The 18,682-nt window shown below is 65.9% G+C and carries 20 protein-coding genes; 11 read left to right on the forward strand and 9 right to left on the reverse strand.

Features of this window, described 5'->3' with window-relative positions; translation table 11 throughout:
* Positions 1 to 335 precede the first annotated feature (335 nt).
* The 4 genes from L540_RS18365 to L540_RS18380 all read right to left on the reverse strand — a co-directional run bounded on the left by L540_RS18365 (position 336) and on the right by L540_RS18380 (position 4,473).
* A complete protein-coding gene (locus tag L540_RS18365; protein ID WP_043207563.1) occupies positions 336 to 902 on the reverse strand; it encodes a phosphonate degradation HD-domain oxygenase in 567 nt (188 codons plus the stop codon).
* 141 nt (positions 903 to 1,043) lie between these two features.
* The gene (locus tag L540_RS18370; RefSeq protein WP_043207564.1) at positions 1,044 to 2,195 is read right to left on the reverse strand and encodes an aromatic ring-hydroxylating oxygenase subunit alpha; all 1,152 of its coding nucleotides are present in this window, start codon (positions 2,193 to 2,195) and stop codon (positions 1,044 to 1,046) included.
* Between the two features lie 140 nt (positions 2,196 to 2,335).
* On the reverse strand, positions 2,336 to 3,340 hold the full coding sequence (locus tag L540_RS18375) for an acyltransferase (protein ID WP_043207566.1): 1,005 nt from the start codon (positions 3,338 to 3,340) through the stop codon (positions 2,336 to 2,338).
* A gap of 161 nt (positions 3,341 to 3,501) precedes the next feature.
* Positions 3,502 to 4,473: a Bug family tripartite tricarboxylate transporter substrate binding protein gene (locus tag L540_RS18380; protein ID WP_043207568.1), complete on the reverse strand. Its 972-nt coding sequence runs from the start codon at positions 4,471 to 4,473 to the stop codon at positions 3,502 to 3,504.
* A 113-nt stretch (positions 4,474 to 4,586) separates the two neighbouring features.
* Here L540_RS18380 and L540_RS18385 point away from each other — a divergent pair, with 113 nt between their 5' ends.
* The 11 genes from L540_RS18385 (at position 4,587) to L540_RS18435 (ending at position 13,656) form a co-directional block, all read left to right on the forward strand.
* On the forward strand, positions 4,587 to 5,375 hold the full coding sequence (locus tag L540_RS18385) for an IclR family transcriptional regulator (RefSeq protein ID WP_043207569.1): 789 nt from the start codon (positions 4,587 to 4,589) through the stop codon (positions 5,373 to 5,375).
* Positions 5,376 to 5,449: 74 nt separating this feature from the next.
* Positions 5,450 to 5,686: an exodeoxyribonuclease VII small subunit gene (locus L540_RS18390; RefSeq protein ID WP_048026637.1), complete on the forward strand. Its 237-nt coding sequence runs from the start codon at positions 5,450 to 5,452 to the stop codon at positions 5,684 to 5,686.
* An 8-nt stretch (positions 5,687 to 5,694) separates the two neighbouring features.
* On the forward strand, positions 5,695 to 6,606 hold the full coding sequence (locus L540_RS18395; RefSeq protein WP_043207573.1) for a polyprenyl synthetase family protein: 912 nt from the start codon (positions 5,695 to 5,697) through the stop codon (positions 6,604 to 6,606).
* A 43-nt stretch (positions 6,607 to 6,649) separates the two neighbouring features.
* Positions 6,650 to 8,521: a 1-deoxy-D-xylulose-5-phosphate synthase gene (dxs, locus tag L540_RS18400; protein ID WP_043207575.1), complete on the forward strand. Its 1,872-nt coding sequence runs from the start codon at positions 6,650 to 6,652 to the stop codon at positions 8,519 to 8,521.
* A 161-nt stretch (positions 8,522 to 8,682) separates the two neighbouring features.
* Positions 8,683 to 9,480 carry a GTP cyclohydrolase FolE2 gene (gene folE2, locus L540_RS18405; protein ID WP_043207577.1) on the forward strand — a complete coding sequence of 266 codons (798 nt, stop codon included), beginning with the start codon at positions 8,683 to 8,685 and terminating at the stop codon, positions 9,478 to 9,480.
* 253 nt (positions 9,481 to 9,733) lie between these two features.
* Complete coding sequence (gene rpsF, locus L540_RS18410; RefSeq protein WP_043207579.1) at positions 9,734 to 10,108, forward strand: 30S ribosomal protein S6; 375 nt, start codon at positions 9,734 to 9,736, stop codon at positions 10,106 to 10,108.
* A 75-nt stretch (positions 10,109 to 10,183) separates the two neighbouring features.
* Positions 10,184 to 10,507 (forward strand): primosomal replication protein N, encoded by a 324-nt coding sequence (gene priB / locus L540_RS18415; RefSeq protein WP_043207581.1) that lies wholly within the window; start codon positions 10,184 to 10,186, stop codon positions 10,505 to 10,507.
* Between the two features lie 83 nt (positions 10,508 to 10,590).
* Positions 10,591 to 10,863: a 30S ribosomal protein S18 gene (gene rpsR / locus L540_RS18420; RefSeq protein ID WP_029579690.1), complete on the forward strand. Its 273-nt coding sequence runs from the start codon at positions 10,591 to 10,593 to the stop codon at positions 10,861 to 10,863.
* 14 nt (positions 10,864 to 10,877) lie between these two features.
* Positions 10,878 to 11,333 carry a 50S ribosomal protein L9 gene (gene rplI, locus L540_RS18425; RefSeq protein ID WP_043207583.1) on the forward strand — a complete coding sequence of 152 codons (456 nt, stop codon included), beginning with the start codon at positions 10,878 to 10,880 and terminating at the stop codon, positions 11,331 to 11,333.
* Between the two features lie 116 nt (positions 11,334 to 11,449).
* Positions 11,450 to 12,286 carry a BUD32 family EKC/KEOPS complex subunit gene (locus tag L540_RS18430; RefSeq protein ID WP_043207585.1) on the forward strand — a complete coding sequence of 279 codons (837 nt, stop codon included), beginning with the start codon at positions 11,450 to 11,452 and terminating at the stop codon, positions 12,284 to 12,286.
* On the forward strand, positions 12,283 to 13,656 hold the full coding sequence (locus L540_RS18435; protein WP_043207588.1) for a replicative DNA helicase: 1,374 nt from the start codon (positions 12,283 to 12,285) through the stop codon (positions 13,654 to 13,656). Before L540_RS18430 ends, L540_RS18435 begins: the two co-directional genes overlap by 4 nt.
* Positions 13,657 to 13,713: 57 nt before the next feature.
* Here L540_RS18435 and L540_RS18440 read toward each other — a convergent pair whose 3' ends face one another.
* The 5 genes from L540_RS18440 to L540_RS18460 form a co-directional block, all read right to left on the reverse strand.
* Positions 13,714 to 14,673 carry a bile acid:sodium symporter family protein gene (locus L540_RS18440; protein WP_043207590.1) on the reverse strand — a complete coding sequence of 320 codons (960 nt, stop codon included), beginning with the start codon at positions 14,671 to 14,673 and terminating at the stop codon, positions 13,714 to 13,716.
* An 87-nt stretch (positions 14,674 to 14,760) separates the two neighbouring features.
* Complete coding sequence (gene pdxA, locus L540_RS18445; RefSeq protein WP_043207592.1) at positions 14,761 to 15,738, reverse strand: 4-hydroxythreonine-4-phosphate dehydrogenase PdxA; 978 nt, start codon at positions 15,736 to 15,738, stop codon at positions 14,761 to 14,763.
* Positions 15,739 to 15,851: 113 nt separating this feature from the next.
* Positions 15,852 to 17,519 carry a PhoH family protein gene (locus L540_RS18450; RefSeq protein ID WP_043207593.1) on the reverse strand — a complete coding sequence of 556 codons (1,668 nt, stop codon included), beginning with the start codon at positions 17,517 to 17,519 and terminating at the stop codon, positions 15,852 to 15,854.
* Positions 17,520 to 17,568: 49 nt separating this feature from the next.
* Positions 17,569 to 18,033, reverse strand: coding sequence for a peroxiredoxin (locus L540_RS18455; RefSeq protein ID WP_043207595.1), 465 nt, complete (start codon positions 18,031 to 18,033; stop codon positions 17,569 to 17,571).
* Complete coding sequence (locus L540_RS18460; RefSeq protein WP_043207597.1) at positions 18,030 to 18,491, reverse strand: Mth938-like domain-containing protein; 462 nt, start codon at positions 18,489 to 18,491, stop codon at positions 18,030 to 18,032. Before L540_RS18460 ends, L540_RS18455 begins: the two co-directional genes overlap by 4 nt.
* Positions 18,492 to 18,682 lie beyond the last annotated feature (191 nt).

Here is an 18,682-nt window from a genome sequence, read left to right on the forward strand (position 1 = left end):
GGGGGGGGGGGCGAGGAGAGGTGGCATAACTACCTGCTGATCAGATGTGTGGGATGGCCGGGTACTCAGACGTCACACATATGATCAACAGGGCTGTATTCGGCCGAGCGGCTTGCCGTCCGAATCAGGCCAGTCCGTAACCAGGAAAGGCGTTCTTACATGGGGCTTGCAGATGTCGTACAAGCCGATATCGGTATTCGCGCCTCTGTGCCGGCATGGTCCGCGTGCTGTGTTCTTCCCGCCCGGCCTGCGGCATGTCCCCGCCATGAAAAAACCCCTCCCGTTGCGGGGAAGGGCTTGCCGGCCATCCGATGGCCCGTTGTTTTATGGGCGCTTCAGGCGGCGATCAGCCGGCGACGCTCGGATACGCTCGAAGCCAGGTCCAGGAAATGGCCCAGCGAGCCGGTGGCCATAGTGGGGGCCTTGGCCAGGTCGTCCCAGCGGCGCAGGCGTATGGCATCGGGCGCGCCCGGCAGGGCGGCGAAATCCATGGCCTGCCCCGCATCGAAGCATCCACCTTGCAGATTGAGGCTGCGCCGCGAATCTTCCGTCAGCATCAAGGCGTACTCGGGCTCGACATAGCAGAGATAGCGCTTGGCTTCGACGTGCAGGCGGATAGGGTCGAGCACGCGCGCGCCGAACAGTCCGCGCAGAAAGGGCAGCACGAAGTACTGGTGTTTGTCGTCCACGCCGCGCAGCGTGGGGGTCTCCGGATGGTCGGCGATGAGATGGCCGAGGTCATGCAGCAGGCAGGCCGTCACCAGATGGGCCGGGGCGCCGGCCTGTTCGGCCAGCGTCGCGGTCTGCAGGGCGTGCTTGAGGTGGCTGACGGGCTCGCCGTCATAGATGCGGTGGCCGCGTTCAAGAAACACTTGCTCGATATCGTAGAGGCTCAAGGGCATGGGCTTCCCCGGTTGATCCGCGCGCCAGAAGGGAGGACCAGTAGACCAGAGGCTCTTGACCGTTTGATGACAGATATCTAAATCGCTTCGCGCCGGCAAGAAAAAGCCCGGCCGAAGCCGGGCTCGCGGGGCGGGCAGGGATCAGTCGCCCTGCTCGTCCATGATGCGCCGATACCATTCATGGAAGTGCTGCATGCCGTCTTCCATGGGGGATTGGTAGGGGCCGGCTTCGTTGACGCCGCGCTCCATCAGGGCGCGGCGGCCGGCGTCCATGCGTTCGGCGATCTCGTCGTCCTCGACCGCCGTTTCCATATAGGCCGCGCGCTGGGCCTCGACGAATTCGCGCTCGAAGGCGACGATTTCCTCGGGGTAATAGAACTCGACCACATTGACGGTTTCCTGCGGGCTCTTGGGGTAGAGCGTGGACAGGACCACGACGTGCGGGTAGAGCTCGATCATATGGGTCGGAAAGTAAGTGACCCACACGGCGCCGAAGTCCGGCGCCTGGCCGGCGCGGAAATCCAGCAGGCGGTCATGCCACTGGCGATAGACGTCCGAACCCGGCTGGGCCAGCGCCTGGTGCACGCCGACTTTCTGCAGGCTGTACCAGTCGTTGAACTCCCAGCTGAGGTCGTCGCAGGTGACAAAGCGCCCCAGGCCGGGATGGAAAGGCCCGACGTGGTAGTCCTCCAGATAGACCTCGATGAAGGTCTTCCAGTTGTAGTTGCACTGATGCACCTCGACGTGGTCGAGCACATAGTCGCCGAAGTCGAACTCGGGCCGCGCGAACAGCGGCGCCATGTCGGCGGCGGGGTCGCGCGGACCTTCGAACAGCAGGCCATGGCAATCGCGCAGGCGGAAGCGCTGCAGATTCATGCAGGGCGTGGCATCGAACTGGGGCGCGCCCAGCAATTCGCCGCGGTTGTTGTAGGTCCAGCGGTGCAGCGGGCAGACGATGTTGCCGCCGGTGCCCTGCAGGGAGCCGCTGGTGTTGACGTTGCCGCTGACGTTGCCGGTCTCGCCGCCGAGCATCAAGGCCTGGCGGTGGCGGCAGACATTTGAGATGAGTTCTACCCCGTTCTGGTTGCGTACCAGAACGCGCCCTCCGTTCTCTTGAACCAGGGTACGCCAATCCCCGATCTCGGGCACGAGCTTTTCGTGGCCGACATACAAGGAGGATTGCTTGAAAATGAGTTCTTGCTCGCGCGCAAAGCGGGCTTCGTCGAAATAGGCGCTTACCGGAAGCTGGGTGCGAGCTGGCACGACATGTGCCATCCGACCAATGTCGGTCATGATTCCCTCCGCTCGGATGAAAAAGCCAGGACGGGGGAAGGCATTCCTTGTGTAGCCCTCAGTCCGTGCTGGCGCGAAGAAAAATCGGACTGGCCGATCCCAAACGGAGAATTGTACCCCATCCCCCAAGCCGGGGGGGATCAAACCAGCCGGCGCGTAAGCCGGTGTTGCCGCAAGGCCCAGACCATGGCGGCCGACAGTGAAAATACCAGTATCGCCACCAGTGGCAGGCGCCAGACGGCCCCGGTATCGGGGGCCGTCAGCCCGGCGCGCTGCGCCAGGTCCAGCAGCGCGGGATGGACCAGATAGACGCCGAAGGTCAGCGGCGCCAGCGCGGGCAGCCGGGGCAGGGCCGGCGTATCCACGAACCACTGGAAGGCCGCCAGCGACATCAGCGGCACGGTCAGGCTGAAATAATCATAGAAATACAGGTTCAGGGCCTGGGTATTCGACAGCCAGGCCACGCCGCCCGCGGTGAGCGCGATGCCGGCCAGCAACAGCAGGCCGGGCCGCGGGATCCGCCACTCGCCCTCGAAAATCATCCGCCCGGCGATGAAATACCCCAGATAGGGCAGAAACCAGGTCAGGAAGAAGCCCGGCGTCGCGCCCAGGGCCTGGCGGTAAAGGCTGTCGAGGACGGCCACGCCCAGGATGCCCACGACCCAGAGCTTGCGCCCGGCCACGCTGCTGCGGGCGTAGAGCAGCCGCACCACGGGCGCGAAGAGATACAGGCCCACGACCATGTACAGATACCAAAGGTGGTAGTAGGGCCGGCCCTCGGCCACTTTGCGCGCCCAGAAGGAAAAATCGAAATAGCCGGCGTCCCAGCGCCCCAGCGTCGTCGTCCACAGCAGATAGAACAGGGTCCAGAAGATGAGCGGGGCCTGGATGCGCGCCAGACGGCGCTGGTAGAACTCGCGCGGCGGCAGACTGCGCCGCGGGTCCAGCAGCAGGGCGCCGCTGATCATCACGAAGACGGGCACGCACCAGCGCACGGCCGAGTCATAAAGGTTGGCGGCCAGCCAGCCCCGGCTGGCGTAGATGGCGGGATCGGAAACGGTTTGCGCGGCGCTGTGCAGCATGACCACGGCGAGGGCGGCCAGCCAGCGCGCCGCGTCCAACCGTTCGAAACGGGCAGGGGACATGGCGCTCCGGTAGGGATGAGGCGCCCGACGACGCCATTGTCACCACACTATCAGCGCGCCTGTCCGTCCCTGTATCGACCGGTTAAGGGGTGTGTGCCGGGGTGAGCCGCCTGCCGGCGGCGGCCCGTCCGCCGGGAAGAGTTTGTTGCAAAAACAGGGCCTTATTGCAGGGCGACGTTGGCCTGTTTGACCAGCTGTTTGATGATGGGCTGTTCGCTGGCGATCTGGGCCTGCAGCTCGTCGGCGCGGCCCGAGCGCGGGTCGATGCCCATGTCCAGCATCTTGGCGCGCACGGTCTCGTCCTTGAGCGTGGTCTGCAGGGCTTGCTGCAGGCGCGCCAGCACCTCGGGCGGCGTGCCCTTGGGCGCCACGAAGCTGAACCAGGCGCTCATGTCGAACTTGGGATAGCCCTCTTCGGCCAGGGTGGGCAGCTGCGCCTCGGTAGGCAGCCGGGTCTTGCTGGTGATGCCGAAGACATGGATCTTGCCCGCCTTGGCCTGCGGCATGCCGGTGGCGACCATGTCGAAGAAGATGTCCACGTCGCCGCTGATGAGCGCGGGCAGGGCCTGGGTCGCTCCCTTGAACGGCACGTGCAGGATGTCCACGCCCGCCTGCTCCTTGAACAGCTCGCCGGCCAGGTGCGAGGAGGTGCCCGGGCCGAAGCTGGCGAAGGTCAGCTTGCCCGGATGCTGCTTGGCATAGGCCACCAGTTCGCCGGTGCTCTTGAAGGGCTGTTTGGGGCTGGACAGCAGGACCAGGGGCCCGATGCCGACCATGCCGATGGGCGCGAAACCGTCGGGATCGTAGGGCAGGGATTTGTACAGGAAGCGGTTGGTGACCAGGGTGGAGTTGGTCGCCATCAGGATGGTGTAGCCATCGGGCTGTTCGCGCGCGACATAGGCCGCGCCGATGGTGGTGCCGGCGCCGGCTTTGTTTTCGACGATCAGGCTCTGGTTCAGGTCCTTGCCCATGCGCTCGGCCAGGATGCGGGTCAGGACGTCGGTGGCGCCGCCGGCCGGAAAGGGCGAAATCACCTTGATGGGGCGGCTGGGGTAGGTGTCGGCCAGGGCGGGGGCGCAGGCGGCGCCGGCCAGCAGGGCGGCCATGCAGAACTTCAACGTGCGACGAAACATGATTTTCCCTTGATAACAGAGGGCTTTCGCTAGAAGCCCGAATGTTATAAATTCCGATATACGGAATTTAATTTTGTAATTCGAAATTCAAATATAAAAACCCACGGCTCGAAATGCAACCGATTTCCGACACATCAGGCCCGGCGCGCCGCAAACGGCAGGCGGGCGGGGCGGGCGCGGACTCGCCGGACTTCATCACCGCGCTGGCGCGCGGCCTGGATGTGCTGCGCTGTTTCCGGCTGGGGCCGCGAACCCTGGGCAACCAGGAGCTGGCCCGCCTGACCGGGCTGCCCAAGCCGACGATCAGCCGCATCACCTTCACGCTCACCGAGCTGGGCTATCTGCGGTATCACGCGGATACCGGCAAATACTCGCCGGGCCATGCCGCGCTGGCGCTGGGCTTCGGGCTGCTGGCCGGGCTGGCCATCCGCGACCTGGCCAAGACCGATATGACCGCGCTGGCCGCCGAGACCGGCGCGGCCGTGGCGCTGGGCGCTTTCGATGGCGATGCCATGGTCTATGTCGAAGCCATCCACGGCTCCTCGGCGCTCTATCTGCGCCTGCCGGTCGGTTATCGGGCCAGCCTGGACACGGCCATGGGCCGGGCCTATCTGGCGGCGCTGGAGGCGCCGGCGCGCCAGGCGCTGGCGGCCGGCGCGGGCATCGCGCGGCCAGCCATGGACGAGGCGGTGCGCGACCGCGAGGCCACCGGCTGCTGCTTCGCCATCGGGCAATGGCAGTCCGGCATCAACGCCGCGGCCATCGCATTCAGCGCCTTGACCGGGGAGGGCCTGTTCGTGTTGAGCTGCGGCGGCCCGGCCGCTTTGCTGCCCGAGGCCGTGCTGCGCGAGCGCGTGGCCCCGGCCCTCAAACGGATCGCGGGACGGCTTAGCGGCGGCTGACGCGGGGCATTACGCGATCTCGTACAATTCAGGATTGCCCGATCAATCCTTGCCGCGCCGCTCCGGAGACCCGCTTGGCCTCATCACCTCTGCCTCAAGATTTCGAAACCGCCCTGGCCGAGCTGGAGGCCCTGGTGCAGGCCATGGAAAACGGCTCGCTGCCGCTGGAGCAGTCGCTGGCGGCCTACCGGCGCGGCGTGGAGCTGACCCGCATCTGCCAGGAGCGGCTGTCGCAGGCCGAGCAGCAGGTCAAGGTGCTCGAAGGTGAATTGTTGCGCCCCTTGCAGCCGGGCGCCCTGGATGACGAATAGAGTCTCGGATGAAGCAACCCCATCTCGCCTGCGCCGATTGGCTGCGCGAACGCGCCAACCATATCGAGCAGGTACTCGAAGAACTGATGCCCGCGGCCGATGCTGCGCCCGCGCGCCTGCATGAGGCCATGCGCTATGCCGTCCTGGGCGGCGGCAAGCGTGTGCGCGCCGCCCTGGTCTACGCGGCCGGGCAGGCCTGCCCGGTCAATGGCAGCGTGCTGGCCATCGAGGCCTCCATGGATCGCGCGGCGGCCGCCGTCGAGCTGATCCACGCCTACTCGCTGGTGCACGACGACCTGCCCTGCATGGACGATGACACGCTGCGCCGCGGCCGCCCGACCACGCATGTGCAATTCGACGAGGCCACGGCCATGCTGGCCGGCGACGCCCTGCAGCCCCTGGCTTTCGAGCTGCTGGCCGGCATGCCCATCGCGCCGGCGCTGGTGGTCCAGGCCACCCAGGTGCTGGCCCGCGCGGCCGGCAGCCTGGGCATGGCGGGCGGCCAGGCCATCGACCTGCACAGCGTGGGCAAGACGCTCAGCCGCGACGAACTGCAGACCATGCACAGCATGAAGACCGGCGCCATGCTGGCCGCCAGCGTGACGCTGGGCGGCATCGTGGCCGGCGCCAGTTCGTCGGCGCGCCAGGCGCTGGACAGCTATGCCCAGGCCATGGGCCTGGCCTTCCAGGTCGTGGACGATATCCTCGATGTGACGGCCGACAGCGCCAGCCTGGGCAAGACGCCGGGCAAGGACGCCGTCGAGAACAAACCCACTTATGTGTCGCTCCTGGGCCTGGACCAGGCGCGCGAACTGGCCGAAGAACTGCGCCGGGCCGCTCTCCTGGCCCTGGGGCCCCTGGGAGACTCGGGCGCGCGGCTGGCCCAGCTCGCTGATTTCATCGTGCTACGCGATCGTTGAATACCGCGGCGCCGGATGGCGCGGATAACCACTCAAGCTTCAAATGACGACGACAGAACACCTGGACCGCATTCATTCGCCGGCCGACCTGCGCAAATTGGATTGGCGCGATCTCAAGCCCATCGCCGATGAGCTGCGGGCTTTCGTGCTGGAATCGGTCTCCAAGACGGGCGGTCACCTGTCGTCCAATCTGGGCACGGTCGAGCTCACCTTGGCCTTGCACTATGTCTTCGACACCCCCCATGACCGCATCGTCTGGGACGTGGGCCATCAATCCTATCCGCACAAAATCCTGACCGGCCGCCGCGACGGCATGGCCCATCTGCGCCAGCAGGGCGGCATCTCGGGCTTTCCCAAGCGCAGCGAATCCGAGTACGACGCCTTCGGCACCGCGCATTCCTCGACCTCGATCTCGGCGGCGCTGGGCATGGCCGTGGCCTCCCGCAATGCCGGCGTGGCGCGCCAGCACATCGCCGTGATCGGCGACGGCGCGATGTCGGCCGGCATGGCCTTCGAGGCCATGAACAACGCCGGTGTCACGCCCAATGTCAACCTGCTGGTGATCCTGAACGACAACGACATGTCGATCTCGCCGCCGGTCGGGGCCCTGAACCGTTATCTGGCGCGCCTGATGTCGGGCCGCTTCTATGCCGCGGCCAAGAATGTCGGCCGGGCGGTCCTGCAGCATGTGCCGCCCGTGCTCGAGCTGGCCCGCCGTCTCGAAGAGCACGCCAAGGGCATGATCACGCCGGCCACGCTGTTCGAAGAGCTTGGCTTCAACTATGTCGGTCCCATCGACGGCCACGACCTGGATGCGCTGGTGCCCACCTTGCAGAACCTCAAGGCCCTGCAAGGCCTGCAGTTCCTGCATGTGGTCACGCGCAAGGGGCAGGGCTACAAGCTGGCCGAGGCCGACCCGGTGCTGTACCACGGCCCCGGCAAGTTCGACCCGGCCGTGGGCATCCAGAAGGCCAAGACGCCCGCCAAGCAGACCTTCACCCAGGTGTTCGGCCAGTGGCTGTGCGACCAGGCCCAGGCCGACACCCGGCTGGTGGGCATCACCCCGGCCATGCGCGAGGGCAGCGGCCTGGTGGAGTTCGAAAAACGCTTCCCGACCCGCTATTTCGATGTCGGCATCGCCGAGCAGCATGCGGTCACCTTCGCCGCCGGCCTGGCCTGCGAGGGACAGAAACCCGTGGTGGCGATCTACTCCACCTTTTTGCAGCGCGGCTACGATCAGCTTATCCACGACGTGGCGCTGCAGAACCTGGACGTCACCTTCGCCCTGGACCGCGCCGGGCTGGTGGGCGCCGACGGCGCCACCCATGCCGGCAATTACGACATTGCCTTCCTGCGTTGCGTGCCCAATATGGTGGTGGCCACGCCCTCCGACGAGAACGAAACCCGCTTGCTGCTGTCTACCTGTTACGCCTACCCGGGCCCGGCCGCCGTGCGCTACCCGCGCGGCGCGGGCCGCGGCGCGGAGGTCGCCGCGGGGCTGGGCACCGTGCCGCTGGGCAAGGGCCTGGTGCGCCGGCGCGGCCGCAAGATCGCCGTGCTGGGCTTCGGCACCCTGGTGCCGGCCGCCCTGGCCGCGGCCGACAAGCTGGACGCCACCGTGGCCGACATGCGCTTTGTCAAACCGCTGGACCGCGAACTGCTGCGCGAGCTGGCCGCCGGCCACGATGCCCTGGTCACGCTCGAGGAGGCCGCGATCATGGGCGGCGCGGGCAGCGCCGTGACCGAAGCCCTGAACGACATGGGCCTGACGCTGCCGGTTCTGCAGCTGGGCCTGCCCGACGAGTTCATCGATCACGGCGACCAGGCCGCGCTGCTGGCCGGCCTGGGCCTGGATGCCGCCGGCATCGAGCGCGCGGTGCGCGAGCGCTTCAGCGCGCTCCTGCATTGCCAATAAGCCTGGCCGGGCGCTTTATTCCAGGCGGAACAGTGCGTTCCGCCTGGCCGACACACGATCAACAGGGTCTTCCCGACCCCGTGCCGGAGTTTGGGCGATAATGCCCTTCCGGTTCTTAATTCCAGGGATGGCTGTATCCCATGCCCTGATAGGTAAGCGACATGAATTCCCCGATCGACCCCGCCATCGTGATGCCCGACGTCCAGAGTTCGGCGGACACGCGCCATATCCCGATTCAACGTGTGGGTATCCGCGGCGTGCGCCACCCGATGCTGGTCGTGGCCGGCGATGGCTCGGCCCAGCCCACGGTGGCCAACTGGACGCTGACGGTCGCGCTGCCCGCCGAAGAAAAGGGGACGCATATGTCCCGATTCGTGGCGCTGCTGGAGCAATATCGCAGCACGCCCATGACGCCGGCCCTGTTCGCGCAGATGGCGCGCGACATGCTGCCGCTGCTGCATGCCGAGCGTGGCGACCTGACCGCCTCCTTCCCGTATTTCATCAACAAATCCGCCCCGGTCTCCGGCGTGCAGAGCCTGCTGGATTACGAAGTCACCTGGACGGCGCGCGCCGCCGGCGACCAGGTCGAGTTCGAGCTGCGCGTGCTGGTGCCCGTGACCAGCCTGTGCCCGTGTTCCAAGGCCATCTCCGAGTACGGCGCGCATAATCAGCGCTCGCACGTGACGGTGTCGGCCATCCTGGAGGGCGAGGTGGCCATGGATGCCATCATCCGCCTGGTCGAGGACGAGGGCTCCTGCGAGCTGTGGGGCCTGCTCAAGCGTCCGGACGAAAAATACGTCACCGAGCGCGCCTACGACAATCCCAAGTTCGTCGAAGACCTGGTGCGCGACGTGGCCGCCCGCCTGAAGGCCCACCCCTCGGTGGCGCGCTTCTGTGTCGAGGCCGAGAACTTCGAGTCCATCCACAACCATTCGGCCTATGCCGTGGTCGAGGGCTGAGTCCCGCGCCGGCAGGTCCGGGCGCAGACGCCCGGAGGCAGCGGCCGCGTGGTTTCACGCGGCCGTTTTACATTTTATATGTCCCCAAATATATGCCCGAGCCGGCGGCGGGGCGGGGCCGGATGATAGCGCTTGCATCTGTCCGCCCCATGGGCGATAATCGAGAGCTTTCTTGCTCGCTCCATTTCGATGGCGGGCTGACCCTTCTGCGGGTTTACATGTTTCCCGCGAAGACATCCACAAGGAGTAATACATGCGCCACTACGAAGTAGTGTTCATCGTTCACCCCGATCAAAGCGAGCAAGTGCCCGCCATGGTCGAACGCTACCAATCGCTTGTCACCGGCCAAAGCGGCACGGTGCATCGCCTGGAAGACTGGGGTCGCCGCCAACTGGCCTACCCGATCCAGAAGCTGGTCAAGGCACACTATGTTTGCATGAACATCGAGTGCAACCAGGCTACCCTGGACGAGCTGGAGCATTCCTTCCGCTACAACGACGCCGTGCTGCGCCACCTGGTCATCAAGACCAAGAAGGCCCCCGCTGGCGCCTCGATCATGATGAAGTCGGTCGAGCGTGAAGAAGCCCGCAAGGCGTCGGCTGAAGCCGCCGCTGTCCAGGCTGAGTAAACGTCGGTACAGAATCGCAGGGCCGGTTAGGCAGTAACCGGCAAGCGATACAAGCAGGCGACATCGCCCAGCCCCATGAATCAACTGCAACTCAGCGTCCGTGTTCTTGAATGCGAGCCGCTGCGCCATACTCCGGCAGGAGTGGCGGCCCTGGAGATGCTCCTGGGCCATGAGTCCGAAGTCACCGAGGCGGGACATCCGCGCCGGGTTGAACTGACGATACACGCGGTTGCCCTGGGGGATCTGGCGCAGATGTTGGCAGGCGTCGCACTGGGGACCGAGATGCAGGTGGAGGGCTTTCTGGCCCCGGCCCGCAAAGACTCGGTCAAGCTGAAGCTGCATTTGCAGCGCGCCCGTAAAACGGGCGGCAGCGCCGGTGCCGATCCCATGCTTGCTTGAGTCGCTTGGCGCTGGCCCGGCACGGATTACGGCGACAAGATCCATGGCTGGATCTGTCCCAAACAAACTAAGAGGCACATATCATGGCTTTCTTCGGAAAACGCAAAGAAAAACGCAAGTTCACCCAGCAGAACCCGCTGTTCAAGCGCCGCAAGTTCTGCCGCTTCACCGCTGCCGGCGTTGAAGAGATCGACTACAAGGATCTCGACACCCTGCGCGACTTCGTGCAAGAAAACGGCAAGATCATTCCGGCTCGTTTGACCGGCACCCGGGCAATCTACCAGCGTCAGCTGGACACCGCCATCAAGCGCGCGCGCTTCCTGGCCCTGTTGCCCTACACCGACAACCACAACTAATCCGGGGCAACGTCATGCAAGTTATCCTGCTCGAAAAAGTCGTCAACCTGGGCAACCTCGGTGAAGTCGTGCGTGTGCGTGATGGCTACGCCCGCAACTTCCTGATCCCCCAGAAGAAGGCCCGCCGCGCCACCGAAGCCGCTCTGCAAGAGTTCGAGGCCCGCCGCGCCGAACTGGAAAAAGTCCAGGCCGAGAAGCTGGCCGTCGCCCAGGCGCTGGGCGAGCGTCTGAACGGCTACCAGCTGAAGATCGCCCAGAAGGCCGGCGTCGACGGCCGTCTGTTCGGTTCGGTCACCAACGCCGACATCGCCGCGGGCCTGCGCGCCGCCGGCTTCGACGGTGTTGAAAAGGCTCAGGTCCGCCTGCCCAACGGCCAGCTCAAGGCCGTCGGCGAGTACCCGGTCCAGGTCGCCCTGCACGCTGACGTGCTGGTCGATGTGACCATCCTCGTCGAAGGCGAGATGAACTGATCGGTCCACCCGCATCGGTCCAAAGAAAAAGCCGGCCTGGTGCCGGCTTTTTTCTTGATACGCTTTGATATTGTCCCCCGCGGCCTTGCGCCGTCCGAGCCTTCTTGAGGAATTGCGTGACACAGACGCCGTTACATCACAATGCGCCGCCCGGCCTGCGCGCCTGGCTGGACAGCCCCGAGGCGGAGGCAGTGACATCGGTGAAGGAAGTCGTCGTCGACGGCGAGCGTTGCGTCATCAAGCGGCGCAAACCCGGCCTGAGCCGCGGCATCAGCTATGTGCTGCGCTATCTGCGCGCCCTGATGCTGGCCATAGGCTGCAAGCTGACCCTGGGCGAGTTTCCGCGCCCCAGCGTGCTGCTGCGCAATGGCCTGGCCTATGAGGCTGAACGCTTGCGGCGGCTGCTGCAGGCAGGCTGCCGCGTGCCCGAAGTGTGGTGGCAGCAGCCCGGACTGGTGGTGCTGGAGCATGTGGGCGATGACCTGCCTTACTTCCTGCGCCGCGCCGACGATGCGCATCGCCTGGAACTGATCCGCATGCTGGCCGACGACCTGGCCGCCTTTCACCGGCGCGGGCTGTGGCATGGCGGCGCCCAGGTGCGCAACGTCACGCTACGCGATGATGGGCAGCTCTGGCGCATCGATTTCGAGGAGAACATCGGCGCGGCCCTGTCCCTGCCGCTGGCCCAGGCCTACGATGTGTTCCAGACCCTGAGCTCGGTCGTGTCCCTGAGCAAAATACCGCGCGAACATATCCCACTCATAGGTAAACTGATCCTAGAGACTTATTTCGAGGCCAACCCCGACCCGGCCGTGCGCGCCGCGCTCAAGCGCCTGGCCCGCCCGATCTGCGGCCTGGCCCGTATCCTCAAACCCCTGGCCGGCCAACTGCCGTGGCGCGATGTGCGCACCTTCTTCCAGGTCAGTGACACCCTGAGGTCAGTATTGCAATGAACACTCCCGCCGATTCCCAACTTGAATACCTGCGGGTCCCGCCGCATTCCATCGAGGCCGAGCAATCGGTGCTTGGCGGCCTGCTGCTGGATAACGGAGCCTGGGATCGCATTGCCGATGTGTTGGCCGAAGAAGACTTCTACCGGCACGATCACCGCCTGATCTGGCAGCACATCGCGCGTCTGATCGGGCTGGCGCGGCCGGCCGACGTGATCACGGTCAATGAGTCCCTGGTGGTCGCCGGCAAATCCGAGGACGTCGGCGGGCTGGCCTACCTGAATGCCCTGGCGCACAACACGCCGTCGGCGGCCAATATCCGCCGCTACGCCGAGATCGTGGCCGAGCGCGCCACCTTGCGCAAGCTGGTCACCATCGCCGATGAAATCTCGGCCGCCGCCATGAGCCCGCAAGGCAAGGAGGCGCGCCAGCTGCTGGACGAGGCCGAGTCCAAGGTCTTCAAGATCGCCCAGGAGGGCGCGCGCGGCTCGGGCGGCTTCCAGGAGATCCAGCCCCTGCTCACGCAGGTGGTCGAGCGCATCGACGAGCTCTATCACCGCGATAGCGAATCGGATGTCACCGGGGTGCCCACGGGCTTTACCGACCTGGACAAGATGACATCCGGCCTGCAGCCGGGCGACCTGGTCATCGTGGCCGGCCGTCCGTCCATGGGCAAGACCTCCTTCTCGATGAATATCGGCGAACACGTCGCCATCGAGCAGGGCCTGCCCGTGGCGGTGTTCTCCATGGAAATGGGCGCGGTGCAGCTGGCCATGCGTATGCTGGGTTCGGTCGGCATGCTGGACCAGCACCGCATGCGCACCGGCAAGCTCATCGCCGAAGACTGGCCGCGCGTCACCCATGCCGTGCAGCTCATGCAGGACGCCCAGGTCTATATCGACGAAACCCCGGCGCTGTCGGCCATGGAAGTGCGGGCCCGGGCCCGGCGCCTGGCGCGCCAGTGCGGCCAGCTCGGCCTGATCATCATCGACTATATCCAGCTGATGTCGGCCAGTTCCGCGGGCGAGAACCGCGCGACCGAGGTCTCGGAAATCAGCCGCTCGCTCAAGGGCCTGGCCAAGGAGCTGAACTGCCCGCTGATTGCCCTGTCGCAGCTCAATCGCAGCCTGGAGCAGCGTCCCAACAAGCGGCCCGTGATGAGCGATCTGCGTGAATCGGGCGCCATCGAACAGGACGCCGACGTGATCCTCTTCATCTACCGCGACGAGGTCTACAACCCCGATTCTCCCGACAAGGGCACGGCCGAGATCATCATCGGCAAACAGCGTAACGGCCCCATCGGCACGGTGCGCCTGACCTTCCAGGGCATGAGCACGCGCTTTCTCAATTTCACCTCCGCGCCGCAGTACTGAGGCGGCTCGACAAAAAAGCCCAGGCCATGGCCTGGGCTTTTTCATGGGCGGGGGGCCTTATGCTTCGGGGCGGCGCGCATAGCGGGCGGCCAGCACCGCGCAGACCATGAGCTGGATCTGGTGAAACAGCATCAGGGGCAGCACGATGGCGCCCACGGCCTGGCCGGCGAAGATGACCTGGGCCATGGGGATGCCGCTGGCCAGGCTCTTTTTCGAGCCGCAGAACAGCAGCGTGATGCGGTCTTCGATATTGAACTTGAACACCTTGCCCAGCAGCAGCGAGGCGCCCAGGGCCAGCGCCAGGATGATGCCGCAGGCCGCCACCAGGCCCAGCAGCGCGGGCGCCGGGGTGTTATGCCACAGCCCTTCATTGACCGCCTCGGAAAAGGCCGTGTAGACCACCAGCAGGATGGAGCCCTGGTCGACCCACTTGAGCATGGCCTTGCGCTTGTGCACCCAGGCGCCTATCCAGGGGCGCAGCAGCTGGCCCAGCACAAAGGGCAGCAGCAGCTGCAGCATGATCTTGCCCACCGCGTCGAAGGAGATGGGCGCCGCGGCCGCGCTGGCCAGGACCGTGCCCACCAGCAGCGGCGTGAGGAAAATGCCCAGCAGGCTGGAGGCCGAGGCGCTGCACACGGCGGCGGGGACATTGCCGCGCGCCATCGAGGTAAAGGCGATGGCCGACTGCACCGTGGCGGGCAGGCAGCACAGAAAGAGGATGCCCAGGTAGAGCTCAGGGGTGACCAGCGGTTCGAGCACCGGCTTGAGGATCACGCCCAGCAAGGGAAAGATCAGGAAGGTCGCCGAGAAAATCGTCAGGTGCAAGCGCCAGTGCGTGACGCCGGCCACGATGGCGTCGCGCGACAGGCGGGCGCCATGGAGAAAAAAGAGCAGGGCGACGGCAATATTGGTGATCCACCCGAAAATCTCGATACCCTGGCCATGAGCGGGCAAAAGACTTGCAATGATGACGGTCGTGATCAGCAGCAGCGTAAAGCGATCGGGCAGGAAGCGCATAGATAGGATAGAGGTGGAAACAGGACAGCGCCGCTATTGTAGTCGGACTGGATCCAGTTTTCCGGCCGCCACCCGGTCAGCTTTCCGTCAGCCGGGTGTCATGGCCAGCGCGAGGTCGAAGGCCACGAGCAGCGAGCTGGCGTCGGCCACGCCTTGCCCGGCGATATCGTAGGCCGTGCCGTGGTCGACGCTGGTGCGCACGAAGGGCAGGCCGACCGTCACGTTCACGCCGTGATCGATGCCCAGGTATTTGACCGGGATCAGCCCCTGGTCGTGATACTGCGCCACGACGATATCGAACTCGCCGCGCCGCGCGCGCATGAAGATGGTGTCGCCCGGCCAGGGGCCGCTGGCGTCTATGCCTTCGGCGCGCGCCTCGGCGATGGCCGGCGCGATCGCATCGATGTCCTCGCGGCCGAACTTGCCGTCTTCGCCGGCATGCGGGTTCAAACCCGCCACGGCGATGCGCGGCCGCGCGATGCCCATCTGGCGACAGGCGCGCTCGGCCAGCCGGATGGCGCGCAGCTCGGCCTGGCGCGTGATGCGCGCCGGCACCTCGGCCAGCGCGACATGGATGGTCACCAGCAGCACGCGCAACTCATCGTTGGCCAGCATCATGGCGTAGTGCTCGGTGCCGGAGCGCTCGGCCAGGATTTCGGTATGCCCGGGCTGGTCGATGCCGGCCAGGTGCATGGCGTGTTTGTTCAGGGGCGCGGTGACGATGGCGCGGATCTCGCCGGCCATGGCGGCGTCGATGGCCCGGCAGAGATAGTCATAGGCGCCCTGGCCGGCCTCGGCGCTCACGCCGCCCATGGGCAGGCTGGCGGGCAGGGCCGCGCCGGCCTGCACCACCTCGATGACATCGGCCCCGCCTCGGGCTTGGCGCGGCGAGGCGATGACGCGCACCTCCAGGCGCGCGCCCAGCTGCCGCACGGCGCGCCGCAGCGCGCCCGCGTCGCCGAACACGATGGCGGGCGCCTTCAGTCCGTGGGCAAAGGCTTTGACGATGATTTCCGGGCCGATGCCGGCGGCATCGCCCAGGGTGAAGCCGACTGGGGTATTCATGAGTCAGGTGCGAGGAAAACGGCCAGGCCTTCATGCTACACCCCGGCGCCGCGCAAGGGCGGGCCCGGAAAGAAAAAGGCCCCGCGCGAGGCGGGGCCGGGAGGCGGCCGGGCTCAGAGCACGTCGCCGGCGTAGTCGGCCAGCCGTGAGCGCTCGCCGCGCTGCAGCGTGACGTGGCCCGCATGCGGCCAGCCCTTGAAGCGGTCGACCACGAAGGTCAGGCCGGAGCTGCCCTCGGTGAGGTAGGGCGTGTCGATCTGGGCGATATTGCCCAGGCAGACCACCTTGGTGCCGGGGCCGGCGCGGGTGACCAGCGTCTTCATCTGCTTGGGCGTCAGGTTCTGCGCCTCGTCGATGATGAGGTATTTGTTCAGGAAGGTGCGCCCGCGCATGAAGTTGAGCGACTTGACCTTGATCCGGGAGCGGATGAGGTCCATGGTCGCGGCGCGGCCCCAGTCGCCGCTGCCTTCGCCGTCGCCCATGTTGAGCACGTCGAGGTTGTCCTCCAGCGCGCCCATCCAGGGCAGCATTTTTTCTTCTTCCGTGCCGGGCAGAAAGCCGATGTCCTCGCCCACCGGGACCGTGACCCGCGTCATGATGATCTCGGTGTAGCGCTTGGTTTCCAGCACCTGGGTGATGCCGGCGGCCAGCGCCAGGAGGGTCTTGCCGGTGCCGGCCTGCCCGAGCAGCGACACGAAGTCGCATTCGGGATTCATCAGCAGGTTGAGGGCGAAATTCTGCTCGCGGTTGCGCGCCGTGATCCCCCAGACATTGTTCTTGCCATGGGTATAGTCGCGCAGCGTGGCCAGCACGGCCGTCTTGCCGCTGACTTCGCGCACCTGCGCATACAGCGGCATCTGGCCTTCGAAGTAGACAAACTGGTTGACGACGAACTGCGAGCACAGGGGGCCGCGGATGCGGTAGAAGGTCGTGCCGCCCTGTTGCCAGGATTCGACATCCTTGCCGTGGCGGTTCCAGAAGTCCTCGGGCAAGGGCATGACGCCCGAGTACATCAGGTCGGTGTCTTCGAGGACGTGGTCGTTGTAGTAGTCCTCGGCCGCCAGGCCCAGGGCCCGCGCCTTCAGGCGCATGTTGATGTCCTTGGACACCAGCACGACCTCGCGCTGCGGGTATTTTTCGGCCAGGGCGCGCACCACGCCCAGGATCTGGTTGTCGGCCTTGCCCATGGGCAGGTCCGAGGGCAGGGTGCTGTGGATGGCGGTGGTCTGCAACAGCAGCCGGCCGGTGGCTTCCTTGTTGCCGAGCTTGCTCAGGGCGATGCCCGCGTCGAGCTGCGTCGTGTCCTGCACCAGGGAATCCAGCGAACGGCTGACCTGGCGCGCGTTGCGCGCCACTTCAGACATGCCTTTCTTCTGATGGTCCAGCTCTTCCAGCGTCATCATGGGCAGGAAGATGTCGTGCTCTTCAAAGCGGAAGAGCGAGGACGGATCGTGCAGCAGGACATTGGTGTCCAGCACGAAGAGCTTGCTGGCGCCGTCGGCGCCGGATTTGCCGGCGCGCTTGCCGGCGGTCTTGGCCGCGCGGGGCTGCGCGGCCGGTTTGCCGGCCGGCGCCGGTTTGCCGGCCGGCGCCGGCTTGCCGGGCGCGGCGGGCGCCTTGGCCAGCGGGACGCGCGCGATCACGGCGGGCTTGATCCCGTCGAGTTCCGGCTGCACCGGCGCGATGTCCTCGTCGTCCCTCGCGGACCGGGCCGCGGCGGCTTCGCCGCTGGGAAAACTGAGGATGGCTGCCGGCCGGGTAGGCATCTTCGGAAGCGGCATAAGGGTGTATCTCCTGTGTAAGCCGGTACCTGTAACGGTTGCCCGAAGGTCAACCGATGCTTTTTGCGGCCTGGAGCACTTCCTTGGCATGGCCGGGCACCTTCACCCCGCGCCATTCCTGCACCAGGACGCCATAGGCATCGATGAGGAAGGTGCTGCGTTCGATGCCGCGCACCTGTTTGCCATACATATTCTTCTGCTTGATGACGCCGTACAGATTGCACACGGTTTCGTCGGCGTCGGAGATGAGAGGGAAGGGAAGCTCGTACTTGGTCTTGAAGTTTTCGTGCGACTTGATCGAGTCGCGCGAAATACCGATCACGACGGCGCTGGCGGCCAGGAAATCGGCGTGCAGATCGCGGAAGTCCTGGCTTTCGGTGGTGCAGCCCGGCGTGTTGTCCTTGGGATAGAAGTACAGAATCACCGCGCGGCCCTGGCATTGCTCCAGACTGATCGGGCCGATGGTGCTTTCCGCCGTGAACTGAGGGGCGGGCTTGCCGATGATGGCGGTCATGCGGGGGGATCTCCGTCGGTGGGCAGAAGGGCGACGACCACGCGCCGGCCCTCGGCCATCAAAATGTTGTAGGTCCTTGCAGCGGCCTGGGTATCCATGACCTCGACGCCAACGCCGGCCATCAAAAGGGGACGCAATGCCTCCGGGGGCAGCAGGCGCTGCCGCAGCCCGGTGCCGACGATGAGCACTTCCGGCGTATCGGCCGAACGCTGCAGGGCGGGGGATTCTGGCTCATCCAGGAAGGCCAGCGGGTCGCGCTTGGCGGCCACCAGGCCGGCGGCCTGCTGGAGATGGGCGGAAGAGATGTCGGCCGGTGCGCGAACGGGCCATTCGGTGACGTCGCCTTCGGGGCCGAAGGCGACCGCGTGGGAAAATCTAACCTGGTTGACCTCAATGTAGCCTTCGCCGTAGGCGGTGACGGTATTGAGGGCCGTCGCAGGATCGGTATGCAGCTTCAATAAACACTCCGGCTATACACGCCCGATGATAGCGCATCGGACTTTACCCATGTTGCAGGGTATCCACTGTGAGCGGGGGGACGGAACGGGGCCCATTTGCCCCTGGGCCGTGCTTGCGATAGATTACAAGGTTTTGTTGCACCGCAAGCCTGCAGCGCCGCTATTCCTGGCGCATCGCACCATCCCTCCGA

The organism is Bordetella pseudohinzii, assembly GCF_000657795.2.
In the GTDB taxonomy this organism is placed as follows: domain Bacteria; phylum Pseudomonadota; class Gammaproteobacteria; order Burkholderiales; family Burkholderiaceae_B; genus Bordetella; species Bordetella pseudohinzii.

Excerpts from the sequence above, each read along its gene's own strand:
- rpsF (WP_043207579.1), top strand. The coding sequence starts at position 9,734 with ATGCGCCACTACGAAGTAGTGTTCATCGTTCACCCCGATCAAAGCGAG.
- pdxA (WP_043207592.1), bottom strand. The coding sequence starts at position 15,738 with ATGAATACCCCAGTCGGCTTCACCCTGGGCGATGCCGCCGGCATCGGC.
- rplI (WP_043207583.1), top strand. The coding sequence starts at position 10,878 with ATGCAAGTTATCCTGCTCGAAAAAGTCGTCAACCTGGGCAACCTCGGT.
- L540_RS18365 (WP_043207563.1), bottom strand. The coding sequence starts at position 902 with ATGCCCTTGAGCCTCTACGATATCGAGCAAGTGTTTCTTGAACGCGGC.
- L540_RS18375 (WP_043207566.1), bottom strand. The coding sequence starts at position 3,340 with ATGTCCCCTGCCCGTTTCGAACGGTTGGACGCGGCGCGCTGGCTGGCC.
- dxs (WP_043207575.1), top strand. The coding sequence starts at position 6,650 with ATGACGACGACAGAACACCTGGACCGCATTCATTCGCCGGCCGACCTG.
- folE2 (WP_043207577.1), top strand. The coding sequence starts at position 8,683 with ATGAATTCCCCGATCGACCCCGCCATCGTGATGCCCGACGTCCAGAGT.
- L540_RS18370 (WP_043207564.1), bottom strand. The coding sequence starts at position 2,195 with ATGACCGACATTGGTCGGATGGCACATGTCGTGCCAGCTCGCACCCAG.
- L540_RS18395 (WP_043207573.1), top strand. The coding sequence starts at position 5,695 with ATGAAGCAACCCCATCTCGCCTGCGCCGATTGGCTGCGCGAACGCGCC.
- L540_RS18435 (WP_043207588.1), top strand. The coding sequence starts at position 12,283 with ATGAACACTCCCGCCGATTCCCAACTTGAATACCTGCGGGTCCCGCCG.
- L540_RS18440 (WP_043207590.1), bottom strand. The coding sequence starts at position 14,673 with ATGCGCTTCCTGCCCGATCGCTTTACGCTGCTGCTGATCACGACCGTC.
- L540_RS18385 (WP_043207569.1), top strand. The coding sequence starts at position 4,587 with ATGCAACCGATTTCCGACACATCAGGCCCGGCGCGCCGCAAACGGCAG.
- L540_RS18380 (WP_043207568.1), bottom strand. The coding sequence starts at position 4,473 with ATGTTTCGTCGCACGTTGAAGTTCTGCATGGCCGCCCTGCTGGCCGGC.
- L540_RS18450 (WP_043207593.1), bottom strand. The coding sequence starts at position 17,519 with ATGCCGCTTCCGAAGATGCCTACCCGGCCGGCAGCCATCCTCAGTTTT.
- rpsR (WP_029579690.1), top strand. The coding sequence starts at position 10,591 with ATGGCTTTCTTCGGAAAACGCAAAGAAAAACGCAAGTTCACCCAGCAG.
- L540_RS18455 (WP_043207595.1), bottom strand. The coding sequence starts at position 18,033 with ATGACCGCCATCATCGGCAAGCCCGCCCCTCAGTTCACGGCGGAAAGC.
- priB (WP_043207581.1), top strand. The coding sequence starts at position 10,184 with ATGAATCAACTGCAACTCAGCGTCCGTGTTCTTGAATGCGAGCCGCTG.